This window comes from Flavobacterium aquariorum (genome assembly GCF_003254745.1).
Lineage (GTDB): Bacteria > Bacteroidota > Bacteroidia > Flavobacteriales > Flavobacteriaceae > Flavobacterium > Flavobacterium aquariorum.
In genome coordinates this window covers 203,340-220,951 of record NZ_QKXH01000008.1, presented here as the reverse complement: position 1 = coordinate 220,951, position 17,612 = coordinate 203,340, and the positions used below count along the sequence as shown (strand labels likewise).

Sequence of the window (17,612 nt, the reverse complement as noted above, 5' to 3'; positions counted from 1 at the left end):
TTGCTTTTTTGGTTACTATTATATCTGAAAAAAGAGAACTGTATAAATAGTTCTCTTTCTTTTGATTTATTATTTAGTTTTTATTCGTAATTATTTTCAAGTGCGATTGATGATAGTCCTTGAATATTGCAAGTTGTTAACTTCTTTTCTTCGCTTTAATCATCATTTCTAATTGATCCCAAAGTTCTTCAGGAATTGCTTCCAATAAATTGAATTGTCCCGCGCCTTTCAGCCATTCACCTCCATCAATGACAACTACTTCGCCATTGACATAGGCAGAAAAGTCAGAAACTAAATAAGCGGCTAAATTGGCCAATTCTTGGTGGTCACCAACCCTTTTTAACGGCACTTTTTTGGCCATATCAAATTTCTCTGCGAGGTCACCAGGCAATAGTCTATCCCAGGCTCCCTTGGTAGGAAACGGTCCGGGAGCAATTGCGTTGGTACGAATACCATATTTTGCCCATTCTACGGCAAGGCTTCTTGTCATAGCCAGAACTCCTGCTTTTGCAGTAGCACTTGGAACTACATAGGCCGAACCAGTCCAAGCATAAGTAGTGACAATGTTCAAGACAGTTGATGAAGTTTGTTTGGTGTCTATCCAATGTTTTCCAAAGGCTAGAGTACAGTTTTTTGTTCCTTTTAAAACAATATCAATAACAGTGTCAAAGGCGTTGGCTGATAAACGTTCAGTTGGTGAAATGAAATTTCCCGCGGCATTATTTAATAGCACATCAACTTTTCCAAAAGCTTTCAATACTGCCTGAAGCATGTTTTCGACTTCTTCATAATGGCGAACGTCGCATTGTAACGGCAAACAAGTGCCTCCTGTTTCGGTTTCCAATTCTTGAGCAGTGCTTTTTAGTTTTTCCAAATCTCTCGAAGTAATGGCTACTTGTGCCCCTAATTCCAAGAAATATTTGGTCATTGCTTTCCCTAAGCCACTTCCGCCTCCTGTAACTACTATTACTTTGCCTTTTAAAGCATCGTCTCTCAACATTTTATCGGTATAACTCATAATTTATTTTTTTTTGTATCGTAAATGTAGTAAAATAAAATAGTATGCATGCATAATTTTTTTTAAGTATTTAAGTTTCTAAGTTCCTAAGAAAAGAAAATATATACGCTAAAAAAAACGTAGACCCTTAGAAACTATATTACTGTCAATCTTCTTGCGGCTTCTTCTAAAGTTTGATTGTCTTTGGCAAAACAAAACCGGATTAATTTTAAATCTTTTCCATTTTCATAAAAAGTAGATATGGGAATTGCTGCGACGCCATATTCAGTAATTAATCGTTTGCAAAAATCGACATCATTTTCTTTTGAAATATTGGCATAAGATGCAACTTGAAAATAGGTTCCTTCACAGGGCATTAATTTAAATCTGCTGTTTTTTAATAAGGTTCTAAAATAATCTCTTTTCTTTTGATAAAGCGAGTTTATTTCGTTTATGTTCACTAAATCCAGATATTCCGAAACGGCTATTTGACAAATACTGTTGACGCTGAAGACCAGAAATTGGTGCACTTTTTTGATTTCTTTAATCAAATAATCGGGTGCTACAAGATAGCCTATTTTCCAGCCTGTTACATGAAAAGATTTGCCAAAAGAGGAAATCGTAATGCAGCGATCAATTAATTTGGGTCGAGTGTGGGTTGAAATGTGTTTTTGTTCAAAAGTAATGTATTCGTAAACTTCATCAGAAAGCAATAATGCATTAGGGTATTTTTCTAAAAGTAATTCTAATTTTTCAAAATCTGATTCATTTAAAATTTTACCTGTAGGGTTGTGGGGATTATTGATGATAATCATTTTGGTTTTCTCTGAAAATGTGCTGGCAATAGCATTCCAGTTGGGAGTATAATCATCATTGAGTGATACCCGCATTGGTTTTGCCTGACTTAACAAAATTGGGGCTTCGTAACAATCGTAACTTGGGTCGAGAATAATTACTTCATCGTTTGGTTTTAGCAAAGCCAATAAAGAGGTGAATATGGCTTGGGTTGCACCAGCTGTAATGAGTATTTGGGTTTCGGGAAGGATGTTGCGATTGTAAGATGATTTTACCAATGTTGCAATTTTTGTCAACAATGGAGGGTAACCAGACATAGGCGTGTATTGGTGAACGTCTTCATGTGCCAATCGAGAAACAATTTCAGTTAATCTTTCGTCAACTGGAAAGTTGGGAAAACCTTGTGAAAGATTGATTGCGTTATGTTCTGCCGCCATTTTGGACATTACCGTAAAAATACTGGTCGTTACATTTGGAAGTTTGCTCATGTAATAAATTAATTTATTTAGGAGTATAAAAGTAGTTTTTTTAAGCTGATTTTTTCTTTTTTGAAGGAATGATGTTCGGAATAAAATCAATGGTTTAATGTGTAACAAATGTTCCTGCGAGCTGCGTGAGGGGTAGGAGCAGTCCGCCGGAGCGGAGCGGATGACCCGACAGCATAAAAAATTGGGACTACTCATCAGTATGATAAGTAGTCCCAATTTTTTTATGGTGGCACGCCCAAAAGAGCTTTGTTAATTACATCTTATGGATGATGAAAATGGTGGGGCGTTTGTGTAAATCGACAGTTTTATTTACCATACTGAAATTTTCTTTGTTTTTAATTATTGAAATTTTGAAAACTAATTTAGCTTTTCCAAATCCTTTTTAAATTTCTCGACGTAAGGGCCAAAGCGATCGTCTTTGTCAATTTGAGTTAGGTTAATCCACTCATTGAATTTTTTTAAGTTATTCTGACTGTAGAATGCACATAAAATATTAAATGCGTTTTCAGATTTATAAGTTTTGTCGGTTATATCCTTTTCTATTTTATAATAGGTTTTTAGTGCATCGGGGAGCTGGTTGTTATGTACTTGTGAATAAAGTAATTCTTTGTAAGCATAAGCATCGTCCGGCGTTTGTTTAATTGCTTCTTTCAGGATATTAATTGCATTTTGAGGTTGTTTTAAACAATTATATGAAAAAGCAATCTCAGTTTTAAGTCCTTTGTAATTTGGGTCGATCTTTTTTACTTTTTCTAAATATGTCAATCCTTTAGCGCATTCGTTCCAGATGTTATAAGTAGAGCCCCATATGAATAACCTATTGGTTGAGTTTTCGTCTTCTTGATATGCTTTGAGCCAATCGGGAGTTTTTGAAATATCGAATTCGGCAAAATAAGATTCAGGAATGATTGCTACTAATGATTTGTTTGGTTGTAATCTGATTTTCATGGAGCGTCCTGCTTCATTTTTACTGATAAGAAATTTTTCATTGCTGTTTATTTTGAGTGAACCAGCAAAATCGAGAGTTAAACCTGCTTGACTGTCCATGTATACAAAACCATAGCTGTAGGAACCGAATGAGTCAGATGAAAAGACAACCCATTTATTTTCGCAATCAATAGGTTTTGAATTGAAATTTAATTTGTCTTGAGCTACACAACAAATGCTTATAAAAAAGCTTATAATTAAAATGAAGGTTTTCATAATTACTGCTGGTCTTAAAAAGAAGGCTTAGTTGTAAATTTATTTTTAAAATTAAGAAAATTGTATCATACCGTTTCCGGTTGACTAATTGTTTTTTCAAAAAAAAATAAACCTATTGCTTTATAAATTTATATGTAGTGGAAAACCCTCCTATTTTAAGTTTGTATAAATAGATGGTGCAATAAATCTAATTGCTTACATTTTATGAATGATGAAAATAGTGGGTCGTTTGTGTAAATCGACAGTTTCTTTTTTCCAAGCAGAAATTTTCTTTGTTTTGATGTATTCTGTTGGTAAAGTAATATCGGCAGCGATACATAAATATGTGTCGGGATGTAATGTCTGGATTAAATCTTCGAGCAGTTTATTGTTGCGATACGGTGTTTCGATGAAAATCTGAGACTGATTTTTTTCAAAAGATATGCGTTCTAAACTCTTGAAACTGGCTCTTTTTTCGTCTTTTTCAATGGGTAGATAACCATGGAAAGTAAAACTTTGACCGTTCATTCCGGATGCCATCATCGCTAATAATATGGAGGATGGGCCAACAAGTGGAACAACCTGAATTCCTTTGTCATGGGCTAGTTTTACAATTACAGCGCCAGGATCGGCTACACCTGGACATCCTGCTTCGCTCATAAGTCCCATGTCTTTACCTTCCAAAAGAGGTTTGATAAACTCTTGGTGGTCTTTGGCTTCGGTGTATTTGTTGAGGACAAAAAGCTTTAGCTCTGATTGCTTTTTGTCAGGATTGGTCAGTTTTATTGATTTTCGAGCTGTTTTGTCGTTCTCAACCACATAGTGATCAATTAAATCAACGCATCTTTTTATGGTTTGTGGTAATACGTCCATCGGGTCGCAATCGCCCATAGTAGTTGGAATTAAGTATAGTTTACCAAAAAGAGGTGCTGATTTCATAGATGTGACTTTCTGTTATTAGAAATACAATTTTGTAGTCTTCTAATAATGGTTTTGGGCTAATGTATTTGCCATTGTGGGCAAAGTTATAAAAACTTATTTAGTTTTTAGGAGTGTTTGGTAATCAGTCTTTGGGCAATTACTTCGCAAGCTTCATCGAGCATTTCATAGACCATGTCAAAACCATTTGCCACACCATAGTATGGATCTGGGACGTCTACATTTTCATTTGGGAAGATAGCGTCTAAAATAAGTTGGACTTTTTGTTTTTGGGTTTCGTTTTGAGCAAGGTGAATCACATCATTGTAATTGTGATTGTCCATTACAAAAATATAGTCAAAAGCATCGAAATCGGATTGTTGAAATTGTCTTCCTTGTTGATTGGCAATGTTTAAACCGTTTTTTTTGGCGGTGGCTATAGAACGATCGTCTGGAGCACGGCCAATATGCCAAGAACCTGTCCCTGCAGAATCTACAAGGAATTTATCACTGGGAAGTTTGGAGGCTAAAATACCTTCTGCCAATGGAGAACGGCAGATATTACCCAAACAAACCATTAAAATCTTGATTGGCATATTGCTTTTTATAGCGTTAATTTTGAATTAATGTCATCGACATACTTCTTGAATTGTTTATCGGTTGCCACTAAATTATCAACTGTTTTACAGGCATGCAATACAGTAGCGTGGTCACGATCACCAATTTGAGAACCAATATTTGCTAAAGAAGCTTTGGTGAATTTTTTGGCAAAAAACATTGCCAGCTGTCTCGCTTGTACAACGTGCCTTTTTCTGGTTTTGGATTGTAGTGTTTCTAAATCCAATTGGAAATAATCGGAAACAATTTTTTGAATGTAATCGATTGAAATTTCTCTCTTTACATTTTTTACAAATTTTTCTACGACACTTTTGGCAAGTTCGATGGTTACTTCTTTTTTGTTGAAAGAAGATTGTGCAATCAATGAAATGATGGCGCCTTCTAGCTCACGAACATTCGATTTGATGTTACGGGCCACATATTCAATAATATCATCTGGCATTTCAACACCGTCACGATATAGGATGTTTTTTAGGATAGAAATTCTCGTTTCGTAATCCGGTTGGTGTAACTCGGCGGATAATCCCCATTTAAAACGGGATAATAAACGTTGCTCAATGTCTTGCATATCAACAGGAGCCTTGTCTGAAGTCAAGATAACCTGTTTTCCGTTTTGGTGTAAGTAATTGAAAATATGGAAAAATACATCTTGTGTTCCTGATTTACCGGAAAGGAATTGAACATCGTCAATGATTAAAACATCGATTAACTGATAGAAATGAATGAAATCGTTTCTGTTGTTTTTCTTTACAGAATCAATATATTGTTGGGTGAAAATTTCAGCAGAAATGTATAAAACTGTTTTTTCTGGATATTTGTCTTTGATTTCAACACCGATAGCGTGGGCTAAGTGTGTTTTTCCCAATCCAACACCACCAAAAATTAATAAAGGGTTGAAAGATGTTCCACCTGGTTTATTGGCAACTGCCATACCTGCAGAACGGGCTAATCTATTAGAATCTCCTTCCAGAAAGTTGTCAAAACTATAATTTGGATTCAGTTGGGACTCGATTTTTAAATTACGAATACCAGGAATAACAAATGGGTTTTTTAATTCTGGATTTAAGTTTTTAAAAGGAGCATCGACTTCTTGGGCTTTCATTGGAGCTCTGTTGGCACTTGGCAACTGTTCCGTAAACGGTTGTTTGTTACCATAAGTGTTTTCCATTTTGATTTTATAGAGTAACTTTGCATTTTTTCCAAGTTCTTTGGTTAGGGCCACCTTTAATAATTTTACATAGTGTTCTTCTAACCATTCGTAGAAAAATTTACTTGGTACTTGAATATATAATGCATTATCGGTAAGTTCAACTGATTTAATTGGTTCGAACCAAGTTTTATAGGCTTGATCTTGAATGTTGTCCTTTATGAAGGACAAACAGTTTTCCCATACTGATTGTGCAGTCTTGTTCATATATCTAGTTAAATTTTTTTATTTGGGTACTTATTATCTTGCAAAAAGAATGTGAAATTGATTCTTTTTTCGGGATAACAAATATGTGAACAATTATCTGTAAAAAAAAATATTTTAGGTTATAATTTTTGAAAATATTGTTGTAAGGAGCTTTTTAAAATTTAAAATTTTAATTCATAATTAATGAAAGATCATCAAATTCAAGTTCGTGTTCGTTATTCAGAAACAGACCAAATGGGGGTTGTTTATCACGGAAATTACATACCCTATTTTGAGATAGGAAGAGTCGAATGGCTTAGAAACAAAGGGATTTCATATAAAAGCATGGAGGAAAGTGGTATTGGGCTTCCTATTGTGAATATGAACATCAATTATAAAAAATCGGCAGTTTATGATGAGTTATTGACTGTGCATACCGTTTTTAAAAGTCAGACGTCCGTGAAGATAGAATTTGATTGTGCAATTTACAACGAAGCCAAAGAGTTATTAACAACAGCCCAATTTATGTTGGTTTTTGTGTCCTTAAAAACGGGTAGACCAACAGCTCCGCCAGATTACATTTTGGAACTACTAAAAACTTTTGAATAATCATCGAAATGAGTTCTTTTAAATGAGAATTTATAGTTTTTTTATGTCAATTTCAAACAAAGAGTTAAAAGTGTCGAATACCATTTCGGCATTTTTTTTTCTGGTTTTTACTACAATCTTTCCAATTGGTAAATTTGTTTCTTCATTTACTTCCATTTCTTGAGAAGCAATATCCAGTTTTTTTTCTTTGATCACTCGCATCACTTTGTTCATGTTTTTATAATCAAATGAAATTTGAAAAGGAATGTCAATCGTTTTTTCGATAATTTCACAGGATTCCAATGTGATTTGTGCCGAAGTTTTATAGGCCGAAATTAATCCGCCCACTCCTAATTTTATTCCGCCATAAATTCGAACTACGACTATAAGTACATTTGTAAGTCCGAAAGATTGTATTTGACCATAAATAGGAGCTCCCGCCGTATTGCTTGGTTCTCCATCATCATTGGCTCTGTATTGAATGGTTTCAGTTCCTATTTGATAAGCGTAGCAGTAATGAACTGCGTGTGGATGTCGCTTTTTTAAGATTTCTATAATGGGTTTTACTTCTTCCTCTGACTCTATCGGAAAAGCATAGCCGAAGAATTTGCTGCTTTTTTCCTTGAACAGGGATTCTTCAGAGGGAAATGCAATAGTATTGTAGGTGTCTTTCATTTTCAATATCAAATATCAATGGCAAAATTCAATTTCAATGTCAATGTCAAAACTCAATATTAATTTCAATTTTAAAATATAAGTATTGGCTTTTTTAATTTTTTTTATTGTTATTGCAATTGCCATTGATTTTTGCCATTATCATTGCTATTGCCATTGTATTATTTTTTTATCAAACAAATCAACTACATCTTCTTCACCTACCTGTAAATTCCAAACAGGAAGCCCAAGTGCTAATGCAGCATCGGTATTTTCTTTTTTGTCATCAATGAATAAAGTATGTTTGGCCTGTAATCCGTTTTGATCAAGTACGAAGTTGTAAACTTCAGGACTGGGTTTTCTCATGCCAATCTCAAACGAAAAATATATTTTTTCAAAACATTGGTAGAAGGAGCTGTAAAATGATGTCCCTGCCTTTTGTTCGAAAGTGTCAATATGAATGGCATCGGTATTGCTCAATAAGAATAATCGGTACTTTTGCGAAAGCATTTGAAGGAATTCCAATCGATACAACGGGAAGTCCAGTAAGATCGCATTCCAAGCTTTTGAAATGTCTTCGATTGAAGAATTGTGTGTGTGTTTTTGAATTCCGTTCAAGAAATCTTCTCCCGAAATAGCGCCTAATTCAAACTGTATGTTCAATTGGTCTAAATCTTCATTCCATTGCGAAATGCCAAGATTTTTTAAACCATCTACAGTGGCTTGTTTATCTAAATTGATAAACACATCTCCAAAATCAAAAATAATAGCATCAATCATGGTTTCTGATTATTAAAAATTCATCGGTGTCAATTGTGTGTTTTTCGGAATTTGTTTTTGGTATAAAAGGCGCTTTGATTCCTTTTTCCAAAAATGTTTTTCCTATAAAAACTCTAGCTTCATCCCAAAGATTCTCATCGATAAAGGTCTGTAAGGTTTGGAGCCCACCTTCAATTATAACCGATTGAATGTTGTGTTTGTAAAGCGAATCAACGATTTGTTGGGCTATATTTTGTTTAAAATCAATTACTTCAAAGGTAGTGTTTTCTTTGGAAATAGTGTTTTTGGAATTGCTAAAGACAATTGTCTTGGTTTGATTGTCAAAAACAGCATTCTCTTCCGGAATACGATTATTTTGGTCCAATATTATTCGGACGGGATTGTTTCCGTACCAATCTCTAGCATTCAGTTTGGGGTTGTCGTCAATAACGGTTTGTGTTCCTACCAAAATGGCCTGTTCCTCGGTTCTCCATTTGTGAACTAATTGTCTGGAATAGGCATTGGTAATCCAAACTGGTTTTTTCTCCAATTTTTCAAGAGGGGCAATAAATCCATCTTGACTTTGGGCCCACTTCAATATAATATAAGGTCTTTTATTTTGATGAAAAGTAAAAAAGCGTTTATTGAGTTCGTTACATTCGTCTTCGAGTATTCCAACGGTGACATGAACACCCGCTTCTATTAGTTTTTTGATGCCATTACCGGCGACTTTGATATTTGGATCTACAGTGCCAATAACGACATTTGGGATTTTATTTTTAATAATCAGGTCACAGCACGGAGGTGTTTTGCCAAAATGACTGCACGGCTCCAAACTCACGTAGATAGTTGCTTTTTTTAGCAACGATTTATCCTGTACCGAATTTACTGCATTGACTTCGGCATGGGGCCCGCCTGCTTTTTTGTGCCAACCTTCGCCTATGATTTTATCTTCATAAACAATGACGCTTCCTACCATAGGATTGGGATAAGTTGTTCCCAGTCCGTTTTTGGCTAGGGCTATGCAACGGCTTATATATTTTTCATGTATTTTCACTTTGCAAAAATACTAATTTTGGAATTAGGATTTAGTTTTGAATCTTAGGATGTTTTCCCATTTACAATCTCTATTTTTGTGTACTGAATTAATAATAGAACATTTTTATGGACAATTGGATTATTAGAAAAATACAAAAAGAAGACAATCAAGCGGTTGCTCAATTGATAAGAGATGTTTTTGACGAATTGAATATCCCGAAAGTAGGAACGGCTTATGAAGATCCATATCTTGATTTGATGTTTGAAGAATACAATAAGCCAAGATCTGTTTATTATGTTGTGGAAACCGAAGGTCGTATCGTTGGCGGAGCAGGAGTGGCACCATTGGCAAATGAAGCAGAGGTTTATTGTGAATTACAAAAAATGTATTTTCTTCCAGAAACCCGCGGAAAAGGAATTGGTAGCCAAATGATGGAAAAATGTTTGCAAAGTGCCCGTGAATTTGGTTTCGAAAAATGTTATTTGGAAACAATGCCTTTTATGCTGGATGCCCAAAAGTTGTATAAAAAAGTAGGTTTCGAAAATATTTGTTCTCCAATGGGAAGTACAGGTCATACAAGCTGTCCGGTTTGGATGCTTAAAGATTTGACAGTCTAATATCGAAAGGGAACTGAAAAAAATAAAGATGAAAATAAAAGAATACAGAAATCAATTTATTCAAGCGCTTACTTCGATGTATGGAGAAGGCGAAGCAGAAAGTTTTTTCTATTTGATATTGGAAGAAAAGCAGCAACTGAAAAGAATTGATTTGGCTTTACATCCCGATTTGGAAATTTCGGAGGAAGAAATTTCAGTTTGGAATTCGATTTTGGAACAATTGAAGTTGGAAATTCCGATTCAGTATTTGTTAGGGAAAACGAGTTTTTATGGATTGGATTTTGAAGTCAATTCAGCTGTTTTGATTCCGAGGCCGGAGACGGAGGAATTGGTGGATTGGATTGTTTCTAATGTTCTAAAAAACGGTCGGTCTAAGAGTATAAAAATTCTCGACATTGGGACGGGGAGTGGATGTATTGCTGTTTCATTGGCAAAGAATCTCCCAAATGCAGAAGTTTTTGCAATTGATGTTTCTGAAAAAGCGTTGGCAACTGCCCAAAAGAATGCCGAGCGTAATGAAGTGGAAGTTACTTTTATATCTCAAAACATTCTTGAAACACTAGATTTAGGCCAAGAGTTTGATATCATCGTTTCGAATCCGCCTTATGTACGAAATCTCGAAAAAGAGGAAATCAAGAAAAATGTTTTGGCCAATGAACCTCATTTGGCTCTTTTTGTGGAAGATAATGATGCCTTAATTTTTTACAGAAAAATAGCCGAATTAGCTCAAAAAAATCTATCTGATTCAGGGCAATTATATTTTGAAATCAATCAATATTTGGGTCAGGAAATGGTTGATTTACTTGAAAAAATGAATTTCAAAAATATAGAACTTCGCAAGGATATTTACGAGAACGACAGGATGACGAGGGCAGAATTCAGGTAGCAGAAGGCAGAAAGCAGAAGGCAGAAAGCAGAATTCAGAAGACAGATTGCAGGTTTCAGATAGCTGAAAAGGTAGATACCAGTTTTTTTTTAATCAATTAAACTTATCAGGATTAGCCATCATATAATTCAATAGTTTTCCAACTTCAAGACTCTTTGAAGTTAAGCCATCAAAAGTTTCTTGATTAATATATTCACAGGCAAGAGAATATTCCAGCCAAGATTGGGTTTCTGAATTTTCGGCATCGCTATCTGTGAGTTTGGATATAAAATGATTCACATATCTTCTTTTTCTAGTGGCTTCAGCAATATTTACCGAAACGCTTCTCGAAGAACGCCTAATTTGATCTGTTAATGAGTATTTCTCTTCGGTTGGAAAACCTTTTGAAATATTGAAAATTGACATTCCTAATTCAAATGATTTTTTATAAGCCAATAAATCTTGAAATCTCATATTGTTATTTGAGGTTAGTTATTTAGCAATTCTGTAATCTCAATTCTGTCTTTTGGAACCTGCTATCTATTTTCTGCGTTCTTTAATCTGCCACCTGCCATCTTAATTCTGCCATCTTAATTCTGCAATCTCAAATCTGCAATCTGCAATCTGAATTCTGCCACCTGCCATCTTAATTCTGCCATCTTAATTCTGCTATCTGCCATCTGCAACCTATTCATAACGTAACGCCTCAATAGGATCCAAATTAGCCGATTTTATGGCAGGATACAAACCAGAAACGAGTGCCACGATAAAGCTTACAACAAATGCCGCCATCATTGCTCCCCACGGAATTACAAAAACAAAGTTCATCGCTGTCGAAAGCCCAAACCCGATTAATATTCCAAAAATAATTCCGACAAAACCTCCTATTTGTCCAATCAGAAGTGTTTCTATAAAAAACTGAAAGGCAATGGTTGTTTTTTTTGCACCCAAAGCTTTTCTAACACCGATTTCACGGGTACGCTCGGTTACCGAAACAATCATAATATTCATCAAGGCAATAGAGGATCCCAGGATGGTGATAATCCCGATGAGCCACGATGCTAGTCCAAGATATTTGGTGATGCTTAGGATTCTGTTAATCAAATCATCGCTTCGAACTATGGCAAAATTATTGTCTTTTATTGGGCTTAGTTTTCGGACTCTGCGCATAGTGCTGTTGGCGTTGTCAATCGCTTGGTCCAATAATTCTTTTTTGCCAACCATAACGCTCAAAGTATAGTTGATATTGGGAGCCGTGAATAAGGAACGAGCGACTTGGATAGGAATCAAAATCCTTAAATCCTGACTATTCCCAAAGGTGGAGCCTTTTTCTTTTAGCATTCCAATCACTTTAAATTTGGCTCCTCTTATCGAAAGTGTTTTACCAATAGGGTTTACGTCTTTCAGAATTCCTTTTTTAAAATCAGAGCCCACCACGCAAGTATAGGTATTGTTGGAAATGTCAAAATTGGTGAAATTTCGTCCAAAATCAGTTTCGAGTCCCGAGTTGGTCAAAAAATGCTCATCAACACCCAAAACATTTATTTCGGGATCCGTTTTCAGGGCTTCGTATCTTACTTCGGCAGTCGATGTCGCGGTAAAAGACAGAGACGTTTCGGTCAATGGGTAATTGTACTTATTCTTGAAAGCAACAGCCTCAGGATACGAAATGATAGGATTTATGATTTCACGTTCCCCGCCACCGCGTCTTCGAGAGGTATTTTCGTATTGATTAATGTTGAAAGTATTGGCTCCCATCGAAGCAAAATCGGAGGATAAAGTATTCTCCAATGCCGCCACAACGGTCAGAATTCCAACTAAGGCAGTTATACCAATGGCAATAATCATTACCGTCAAAATGGTTCGCAACAATTGAGTTCGGATGGAACCAAAAGCGATTCGGATATTTTCTTTGAATAATTTTAGCATCATAGTCGTTTGACACTAAAATACAATTTTTGTTACAAATACAATTTGAGAAATTAGCATAAATAGTTGTAAGGAGCTATTTCCAGCTGTACACTATATCTGTTGTCCCGAAACCCGGGACAACAGGATGCCGTTTCCATCTGGGCTAGGGCATTTCGTTATTGATGAACATTAAGTTAAACCACAAAAGTTCGATAAAATAAAAATCACCATATAAGTAATATAAGAGCATATAAGGTATTGTTTTTTAGATTCTGGTTATATTATATGAACTTATATGTCTTATATGGTTAAAATTGAAGATGGTTCAGTTTAGAGTTCAACCAAATTAAATCACAAATTTTTCAAACGGAATTATTTTAAAAGTAAGATATTTGCAGTGAGAATTAGGAATTTTAAATTACGAATTACGAGTTACGAATTATGGTTTTGAGTAAATCGCTTTTTTTGAAGTTTAAAATCCGTAATTCGTAATTTAAAATTCATAATTGATGAAACCTAGTATTCCAAAAGGAACCAGAGATTTTTCACCTGCTGAGGTGGCAAAAAGACAATACATTATCCAAATCATAAAAAGCAATTTCGAGAAATTTGGATTCCAACCTATAGAAACTCCTTCATTCGAAAACTCCGAAACCTTAATGGGGAAATACGGAGAAGAAGGCGACCGATTAATTTTTAAGATATTAAACTCGGGGGATTTTTTGGCAAAAGCCAATGAAACGCACCTAGAAGCCAAAGACAGTACGAGATTAACATCCAGTATTTCGGAGAAGGCATTGCGTTATGACTTGACTGTTCCATTTGCGCGTTACGTGGTGCAACACCAAAACGAAATTGAATTCCCGTTCAAAAGATACCAAATCCAACCTGTTTGGCGTGCCGACCGTCCTCAAAAAGGGCGTTTCAGAGAATTTTTTCAATGTGATGCCGATGTGGTGGGATCTAAATCTTTATGGCAAGAAGTAGAGTTGGTGCAATTGTACGATTCTGTTTTTACTGCTCTAGGATTGGAAGGCGTTACCATCAAAATCAATAACCGAAAAATACTTTCTGGAATTGCCGAAGTGATTGGTGCATCGGATAAATTGATTGACTTTACAGTAGCCTTAGATAAACTTGATAAAATAGGTGAGGATGGCGTAAAGAAAGAAATGATTGAAAAAGGAATTGCCGAAGAAGCGATTGCCAAAGTACAGCCGTTATTCAATTTCACGGGAAGCATCTCTGAGAAAATAGAGAAACTGTCTGTTTTACTTTCTGCATCAGCCGAAGGAATGAAAGGGGTAGAAGAGTTGCGTTTCATTTGCGATAATGTTATCAATTTAGGATTGTCAACGGCTAGTTTGGATCTTGATGTAACATTGGCAAGAGGATTGAATTATTATACAGGAGCTATTTTTGAAGTGGCTGCTCCAAAAACGGTTGCTATGGGTTCCATCGGTGGTGGTGGTCGTTATGATGATTTGACCGGTATTTTTGGATTGAAAAATATGAGTGGAGTAGGAATCTCTTTTGGCCTTGACCGAATCTATTTGGTGGTCGAAGAGTTAGGATTGTTCCCGGAAGCGGTAACATCTACTTCCAAAGCTTTGTTTATCAACTATGGTGAGAAAGAAGCTTTTTATTCAATGAAAGCCATCAAAGAATTGCGTGCTTCAGGAATCAAAGTAGAATTATATCCTGATAATGCCAAAGTAGCCAAACAATTCCAACACGCCGATAAACGATTTATTCCTTATGCGGTAATCGTGGGCGAAGAAGAAATGAATGATAATCAGTATAGTTTAAAAGACTTGGTTTCTGGAGAACAGAAAAAAGTAAGCTTAGAAGAGCTGAAAGTAATTTTAAAATAAAGAAAATTAAATACTGAAACAAGCGATTGTTGAATAGGTAATGCTATTCGCAATCGCTTTTTTGTTGCTTATGTTTCCAATGCTTAAGAAGGAAACAGTTAAACGTAGAATCTGTATTAAACTTTATTTCACAGAGAAACGCGAAGATTTGCAAAGTTTCACGAAGTTTTTTACTTAATCAGAAGAATCTTATTTCCTCTCTGCCTTCTGTCTTCTGCCTTCTGCTTTCTGCCTTCTGCCTTCTGCCTTCTGCCTTCTGCGAACTTTATTTCAACAGGTCTTTGTATATTTTATTCTCCAGCTTCAATGCATTTAGTTCTTCCTGCACTGCTTTCAATTCTGTTTCCAAAGCAATTTCTCTGGGAGTTGCAAAAGGAATTGGCAATCGCGAAGCCAGATCGGCAAGGAGATTACGGTTTATAGCCACCGATATTTTCCACAGAATACCAAATTGAAGCGACTCCTGCGCCATATATCGAGTAGTTGTACTATCGGCAACATTCAATTCTCGGGCTACTGCAGCTCTGTTCACGCCATATTTAGCAAAATACTGAGTTAAAAACCGACCAATGTGCGGATAAGAAACGGAACCCTGAGTTTTATATTTTTTTGCTATTGTTTTCATAAATATATGTTTGTATTCATTTCAAAAATAGCAATTAAATTATTATTTGTTAGGATTTTCCTTATTTTTTAATTACACAGCCTTTCTAAATCTTTGCTTTTGATGAGCTAAAGGCAGGATAACGTAGCTTAATGCTACGTCAACGTGTCTTTATGCTACGCTAACGTAGCTTTATGCTAAGTAAGCATGTCTTTATGCTACGTTAACGTAGCTTAAAGCTAAGTCAATGTGTCTTTATGCTACGACAACGTAGTTTTATGCTAAGTGAGCGTGTCTTTATGCTACGCTAACGTAGCTTAAGGCTAAGTCAACGTGTCTTTATGCTACGATAAGGTGTCTTTATGACAAGTAAACCTAGCTTTATGACAAGTTATCGTAGTTTAATGCTAAGGCTACCTATCTTTATGACAAGTCAGCGTAGCTTTATGCTAAGGAGGCTTAATAAAAATGAAAGTATAGCTAGTGGATGGAGAGGCATTGATGCCACATTTTTGGCAGCCCATTTTATTTTTTGTGCTAATTACGGGAAACCGTATAGCATAGTAAAAATGGTTTTGTAGGTTTGATACTTACACTAACTGACGAAATGAACTTTGGCCAATCATTTCAAAAAGGGTGTATGTACGAAGGTTTGTTTCGTATTTACACAAGTTAGCAACAATTATCTAAAAAATATGGTAACACAAGAAGAATTATTACAGAACGGAATTAAACCTTGGAATTTAATCCAACCAAGATATAAAAATCCTGATTTGCTATTAGGGAATGGATTTAGCTTACAATTTTCAACAAATTTTTCTTACGGTTCTTTATTTGATATTTTTTTAAATAATTGTGATGAAACTCATAAAACTTTATTTTCTCAATTTGGCACAACAAATTTTGAATTGATACAAAAGTATTTAACTTATGCTAGAATAGTAAACTCTATTTTAGGCTTACCTACACATAGTATAGATTCCGCAATTGATCAATTAAAAAACGGATTAATTCAAACAATAGAATTAGTACATCCAAGAGTTCAGGATATTGATTTTAATCAATTAAATAATATTGCTTTACAATTAGCAGATTTTGGAGATATTTTTACTACGAATTATGATTTGTACCTATATCATATAATTATGAAATCTAAGGACATATCTGTAACAAAAAAAGGGTTTGTTCCATACCAAGATTATTTTTGGGGTACAGAAGCCCCAAAGGGTTTTAAACAATTTATGTCTTATCAAGGTTATAACTATAAAAATATCTATTATTTACATGGTTCGTTATTTATTTTTAGAGAAGCATTAATGGATATTAAATTGCTAAAGGAAAATGAAACAACTGAATTAATCACTAAAATATCTGAACAAATTAGAGAAAATAAATTCCCTACATTTGTTTCAGAAGGTTCAGGAGCCGATAAAATTAATAGCATTAACGAAAGTAATTATTTGTTTTTCTGTTTGAGCAAATTAAAACAATCGAAAAACACAATAATTATTTTTGGCAATATGTTAGGAGATTTTGATAGTCATATTTTAAAATCTTTAAAAATAATCCCGAAAGATATTGTTTATTGCATATATACAGGCCATAGAACTATAGCTGAATTGAATGCGGAAAGATATAATTTTCTTTCAAAATTTAATGATTATCCAAAGCAGATAGAATTTGTAGATTCAAAAACTGTCTTCCAATTATAACTGTTGCTAACAGGTACTACAACGGATTTGGGTAATAAGCTTAATGGAAAGTTGCTTTTGTATTTGGGATGATTTGCTTCGCCTGTTCACTGTCGCTCGAGTGGCAAATCGGAAAATAGGGCTTAATTTAATCCCAAACCCGCTGTCGTACCAGAAGAAGGTTAGTGGCTAGCTCCCCGCAGAATAAAACGACAATATTTTAATATAACTTTTAAAAAATATTTTTATTATGGAAGAAACTTTGCTAGACAGAGAAGGAAATGCAATTGCCTATTTAGATTTCGCAGACGAAAAGACAATTTACTTATGGGACGGAACTCCTGTAGCATATTTAGAAAATGAAAATCGTCTGTACAGTTTTAACGGCAAGCACATTGGATGGTATGAAGATGGTGTAATTTGGGATTTATCCGGAAAAAAAGCAGGATTTAATAAAAAAACAGTTCCCGTATTTGCTAAATTTGAACCTTTTAAATCGTTTAAGAAATTCAAACCTTTTAAATCTTTTACTGAATTTGCAAAAATGAAACCTTTAAAATCTTCTAATTTAAGTAATGAGAACCTAATGGCATATCTAAAAAAAGGGGAGAAATAAAAA

At 34.9% G+C, this 17,612-nt stretch carries 18 protein-coding genes; 6 read left to right on the top strand and 12 right to left on the bottom strand.

Annotated features, from left to right (window positions below; all coding sequences use genetic code 11):
• Positions 1–136: 136 nt before the first annotated feature.
• The 6 genes from DOS84_RS13830 to dnaA all read right to left on the bottom strand — a co-directional run bounded on the left by DOS84_RS13830 (position 137) and on the right by dnaA (position 6,412).
• A complete protein-coding gene (locus DOS84_RS13830; RefSeq protein WP_165830441.1) occupies positions 137–1,018 on the bottom strand; it encodes an SDR family oxidoreductase in 882 nt (293 codons plus the stop codon).
• A 134-nt stretch (positions 1,019–1,152) separates the two neighbouring features.
• Positions 1,153–2,280, bottom strand: coding sequence for a methionine aminotransferase (locus tag DOS84_RS13825; RefSeq protein ID WP_111410708.1), 1,128 nt, complete (start codon positions 2,278–2,280; stop codon positions 1,153–1,155).
• A gap of 357 nt (positions 2,281–2,637) precedes the next feature.
• Entirely contained in the window at positions 2,638–3,483 is an 846-nt protein-coding gene (locus DOS84_RS13815) for a tetratricopeptide repeat protein (RefSeq protein ID WP_111410707.1), read from the bottom strand.
• A gap of 195 nt (positions 3,484–3,678) precedes the next feature.
• Positions 3,679–4,401, bottom strand: a complete 723-nt coding sequence (locus DOS84_RS13810) for an SAM-dependent methyltransferase (protein WP_111410706.1) — start codon at positions 4,399–4,401, stop codon at positions 3,679–3,681.
• Between the two features lie 107 nt (positions 4,402–4,508).
• Positions 4,509–4,976, bottom strand: coding sequence for a low molecular weight protein-tyrosine-phosphatase (locus DOS84_RS13805; RefSeq protein WP_111410705.1), 468 nt, complete (start codon positions 4,974–4,976; stop codon positions 4,509–4,511).
• A gap of 8 nt (positions 4,977–4,984) precedes the next feature.
• On the bottom strand, positions 4,985–6,412 hold the full coding sequence (gene dnaA / locus DOS84_RS13800; RefSeq protein ID WP_111410704.1) for a chromosomal replication initiator protein DnaA: 1,428 nt from the start codon (positions 6,410–6,412) through the stop codon (positions 4,985–4,987).
• Positions 6,413–6,595: 183 nt separating this feature from the next.
• Here dnaA and DOS84_RS13795 point away from each other — a divergent pair, with 183 nt between their 5' ends.
• Entirely contained in the window at positions 6,596–7,000 is a 405-nt protein-coding gene (locus tag DOS84_RS13795) for an acyl-CoA thioesterase (RefSeq protein WP_111410703.1), read from the top strand.
• A gap of 30 nt (positions 7,001–7,030) precedes the next feature.
• Here DOS84_RS13795 and DOS84_RS13790 read toward each other — a convergent pair whose 3' ends face one another.
• From DOS84_RS13790 to ribD, 3 genes are all read right to left on the bottom strand, one after another.
• A complete protein-coding gene (locus tag DOS84_RS13790) occupies positions 7,031–7,660 on the bottom strand; it encodes an IMPACT family protein (protein WP_111410702.1) in 630 nt (209 codons plus the stop codon).
• 141 nt (positions 7,661–7,801) lie between these two features.
• Positions 7,802–8,413: an HAD family hydrolase gene (locus tag DOS84_RS13785; RefSeq protein WP_111410701.1), complete on the bottom strand. Its 612-nt coding sequence runs from the start codon at positions 8,411–8,413 to the stop codon at positions 7,802–7,804.
• Complete coding sequence (ribD, locus tag DOS84_RS13780) at positions 8,406–9,449, bottom strand: bifunctional diaminohydroxyphosphoribosylaminopyrimidine deaminase/5-amino-6-(5-phosphoribosylamino)uracil reductase RibD (RefSeq protein WP_111410700.1); 1,044 nt, start codon at positions 9,447–9,449, stop codon at positions 8,406–8,408. Before ribD ends, DOS84_RS13785 begins: the two co-directional genes overlap by 8 nt.
• A gap of 107 nt (positions 9,450–9,556) precedes the next feature.
• Here ribD and DOS84_RS13775 point away from each other — a divergent pair, with 107 nt between their 5' ends.
• Positions 9,557–10,048, top strand: coding sequence for a GNAT family N-acetyltransferase (locus tag DOS84_RS13775; RefSeq protein WP_111410699.1), 492 nt, complete (start codon positions 9,557–9,559; stop codon positions 10,046–10,048).
• Between the two features lie 28 nt (positions 10,049–10,076).
• On the top strand, positions 10,077–10,934 hold the full coding sequence (gene prmC, locus DOS84_RS13770) for a peptide chain release factor N(5)-glutamine methyltransferase (protein ID WP_111410698.1): 858 nt from the start codon (positions 10,077–10,079) through the stop codon (positions 10,932–10,934).
• 93 nt (positions 10,935–11,027) lie between these two features.
• On the opposite strand, the gene DOS84_RS13765 is transcribed toward prmC, so the two are convergent.
• Positions 11,028–11,387 carry a four helix bundle protein gene (locus tag DOS84_RS13765; RefSeq protein ID WP_111410697.1) on the bottom strand — a complete coding sequence of 120 codons (360 nt, stop codon included), beginning with the start codon at positions 11,385–11,387 and terminating at the stop codon, positions 11,028–11,030.
• A gap of 213 nt (positions 11,388–11,600) precedes the next feature.
• The gene (locus DOS84_RS13760) at positions 11,601–12,845 is read right to left on the bottom strand and encodes an ABC transporter permease (protein WP_111410696.1); all 1,245 of its coding nucleotides are present in this window, start codon (positions 12,843–12,845) and stop codon (positions 11,601–11,603) included.
• 488 nt (positions 12,846–13,333) lie between these two features.
• On the opposite strand from DOS84_RS13760, the gene hisS reads away from it, so the two are divergent.
• Positions 13,334–14,698 (top strand): histidine--tRNA ligase, encoded by a 1,365-nt coding sequence (gene hisS, locus DOS84_RS13755; protein WP_111410695.1) that lies wholly within the window; start codon positions 13,334–13,336, stop codon positions 14,696–14,698.
• A gap of 265 nt (positions 14,699–14,963) precedes the next feature.
• Here hisS and DOS84_RS13750 read toward each other — a convergent pair whose 3' ends face one another.
• Positions 14,964–15,323 carry a hypothetical protein gene (locus DOS84_RS13750; RefSeq protein WP_111410694.1) on the bottom strand — a complete coding sequence of 120 codons (360 nt, stop codon included), beginning with the start codon at positions 15,321–15,323 and terminating at the stop codon, positions 14,964–14,966.
• A gap of 674 nt (positions 15,324–15,997) precedes the next feature.
• Here DOS84_RS13750 and DOS84_RS13740 point away from each other — a divergent pair.
• Both DOS84_RS13740 and DOS84_RS13735 read left to right on the top strand, forming a co-directional pair.
• Positions 15,998–17,014: a DUF4917 family protein gene (locus DOS84_RS13740; protein WP_111410692.1), complete on the top strand. Its 1,017-nt coding sequence runs from the start codon at positions 15,998–16,000 to the stop codon at positions 17,012–17,014.
• A 229-nt stretch (positions 17,015–17,243) separates the two neighbouring features.
• Complete coding sequence (locus tag DOS84_RS13735) at positions 17,244–17,609, top strand: 4-fold beta flower protein (RefSeq protein WP_111410691.1); 366 nt, start codon at positions 17,244–17,246, stop codon at positions 17,607–17,609.
• Positions 17,610–17,612 lie beyond the last annotated feature (3 nt).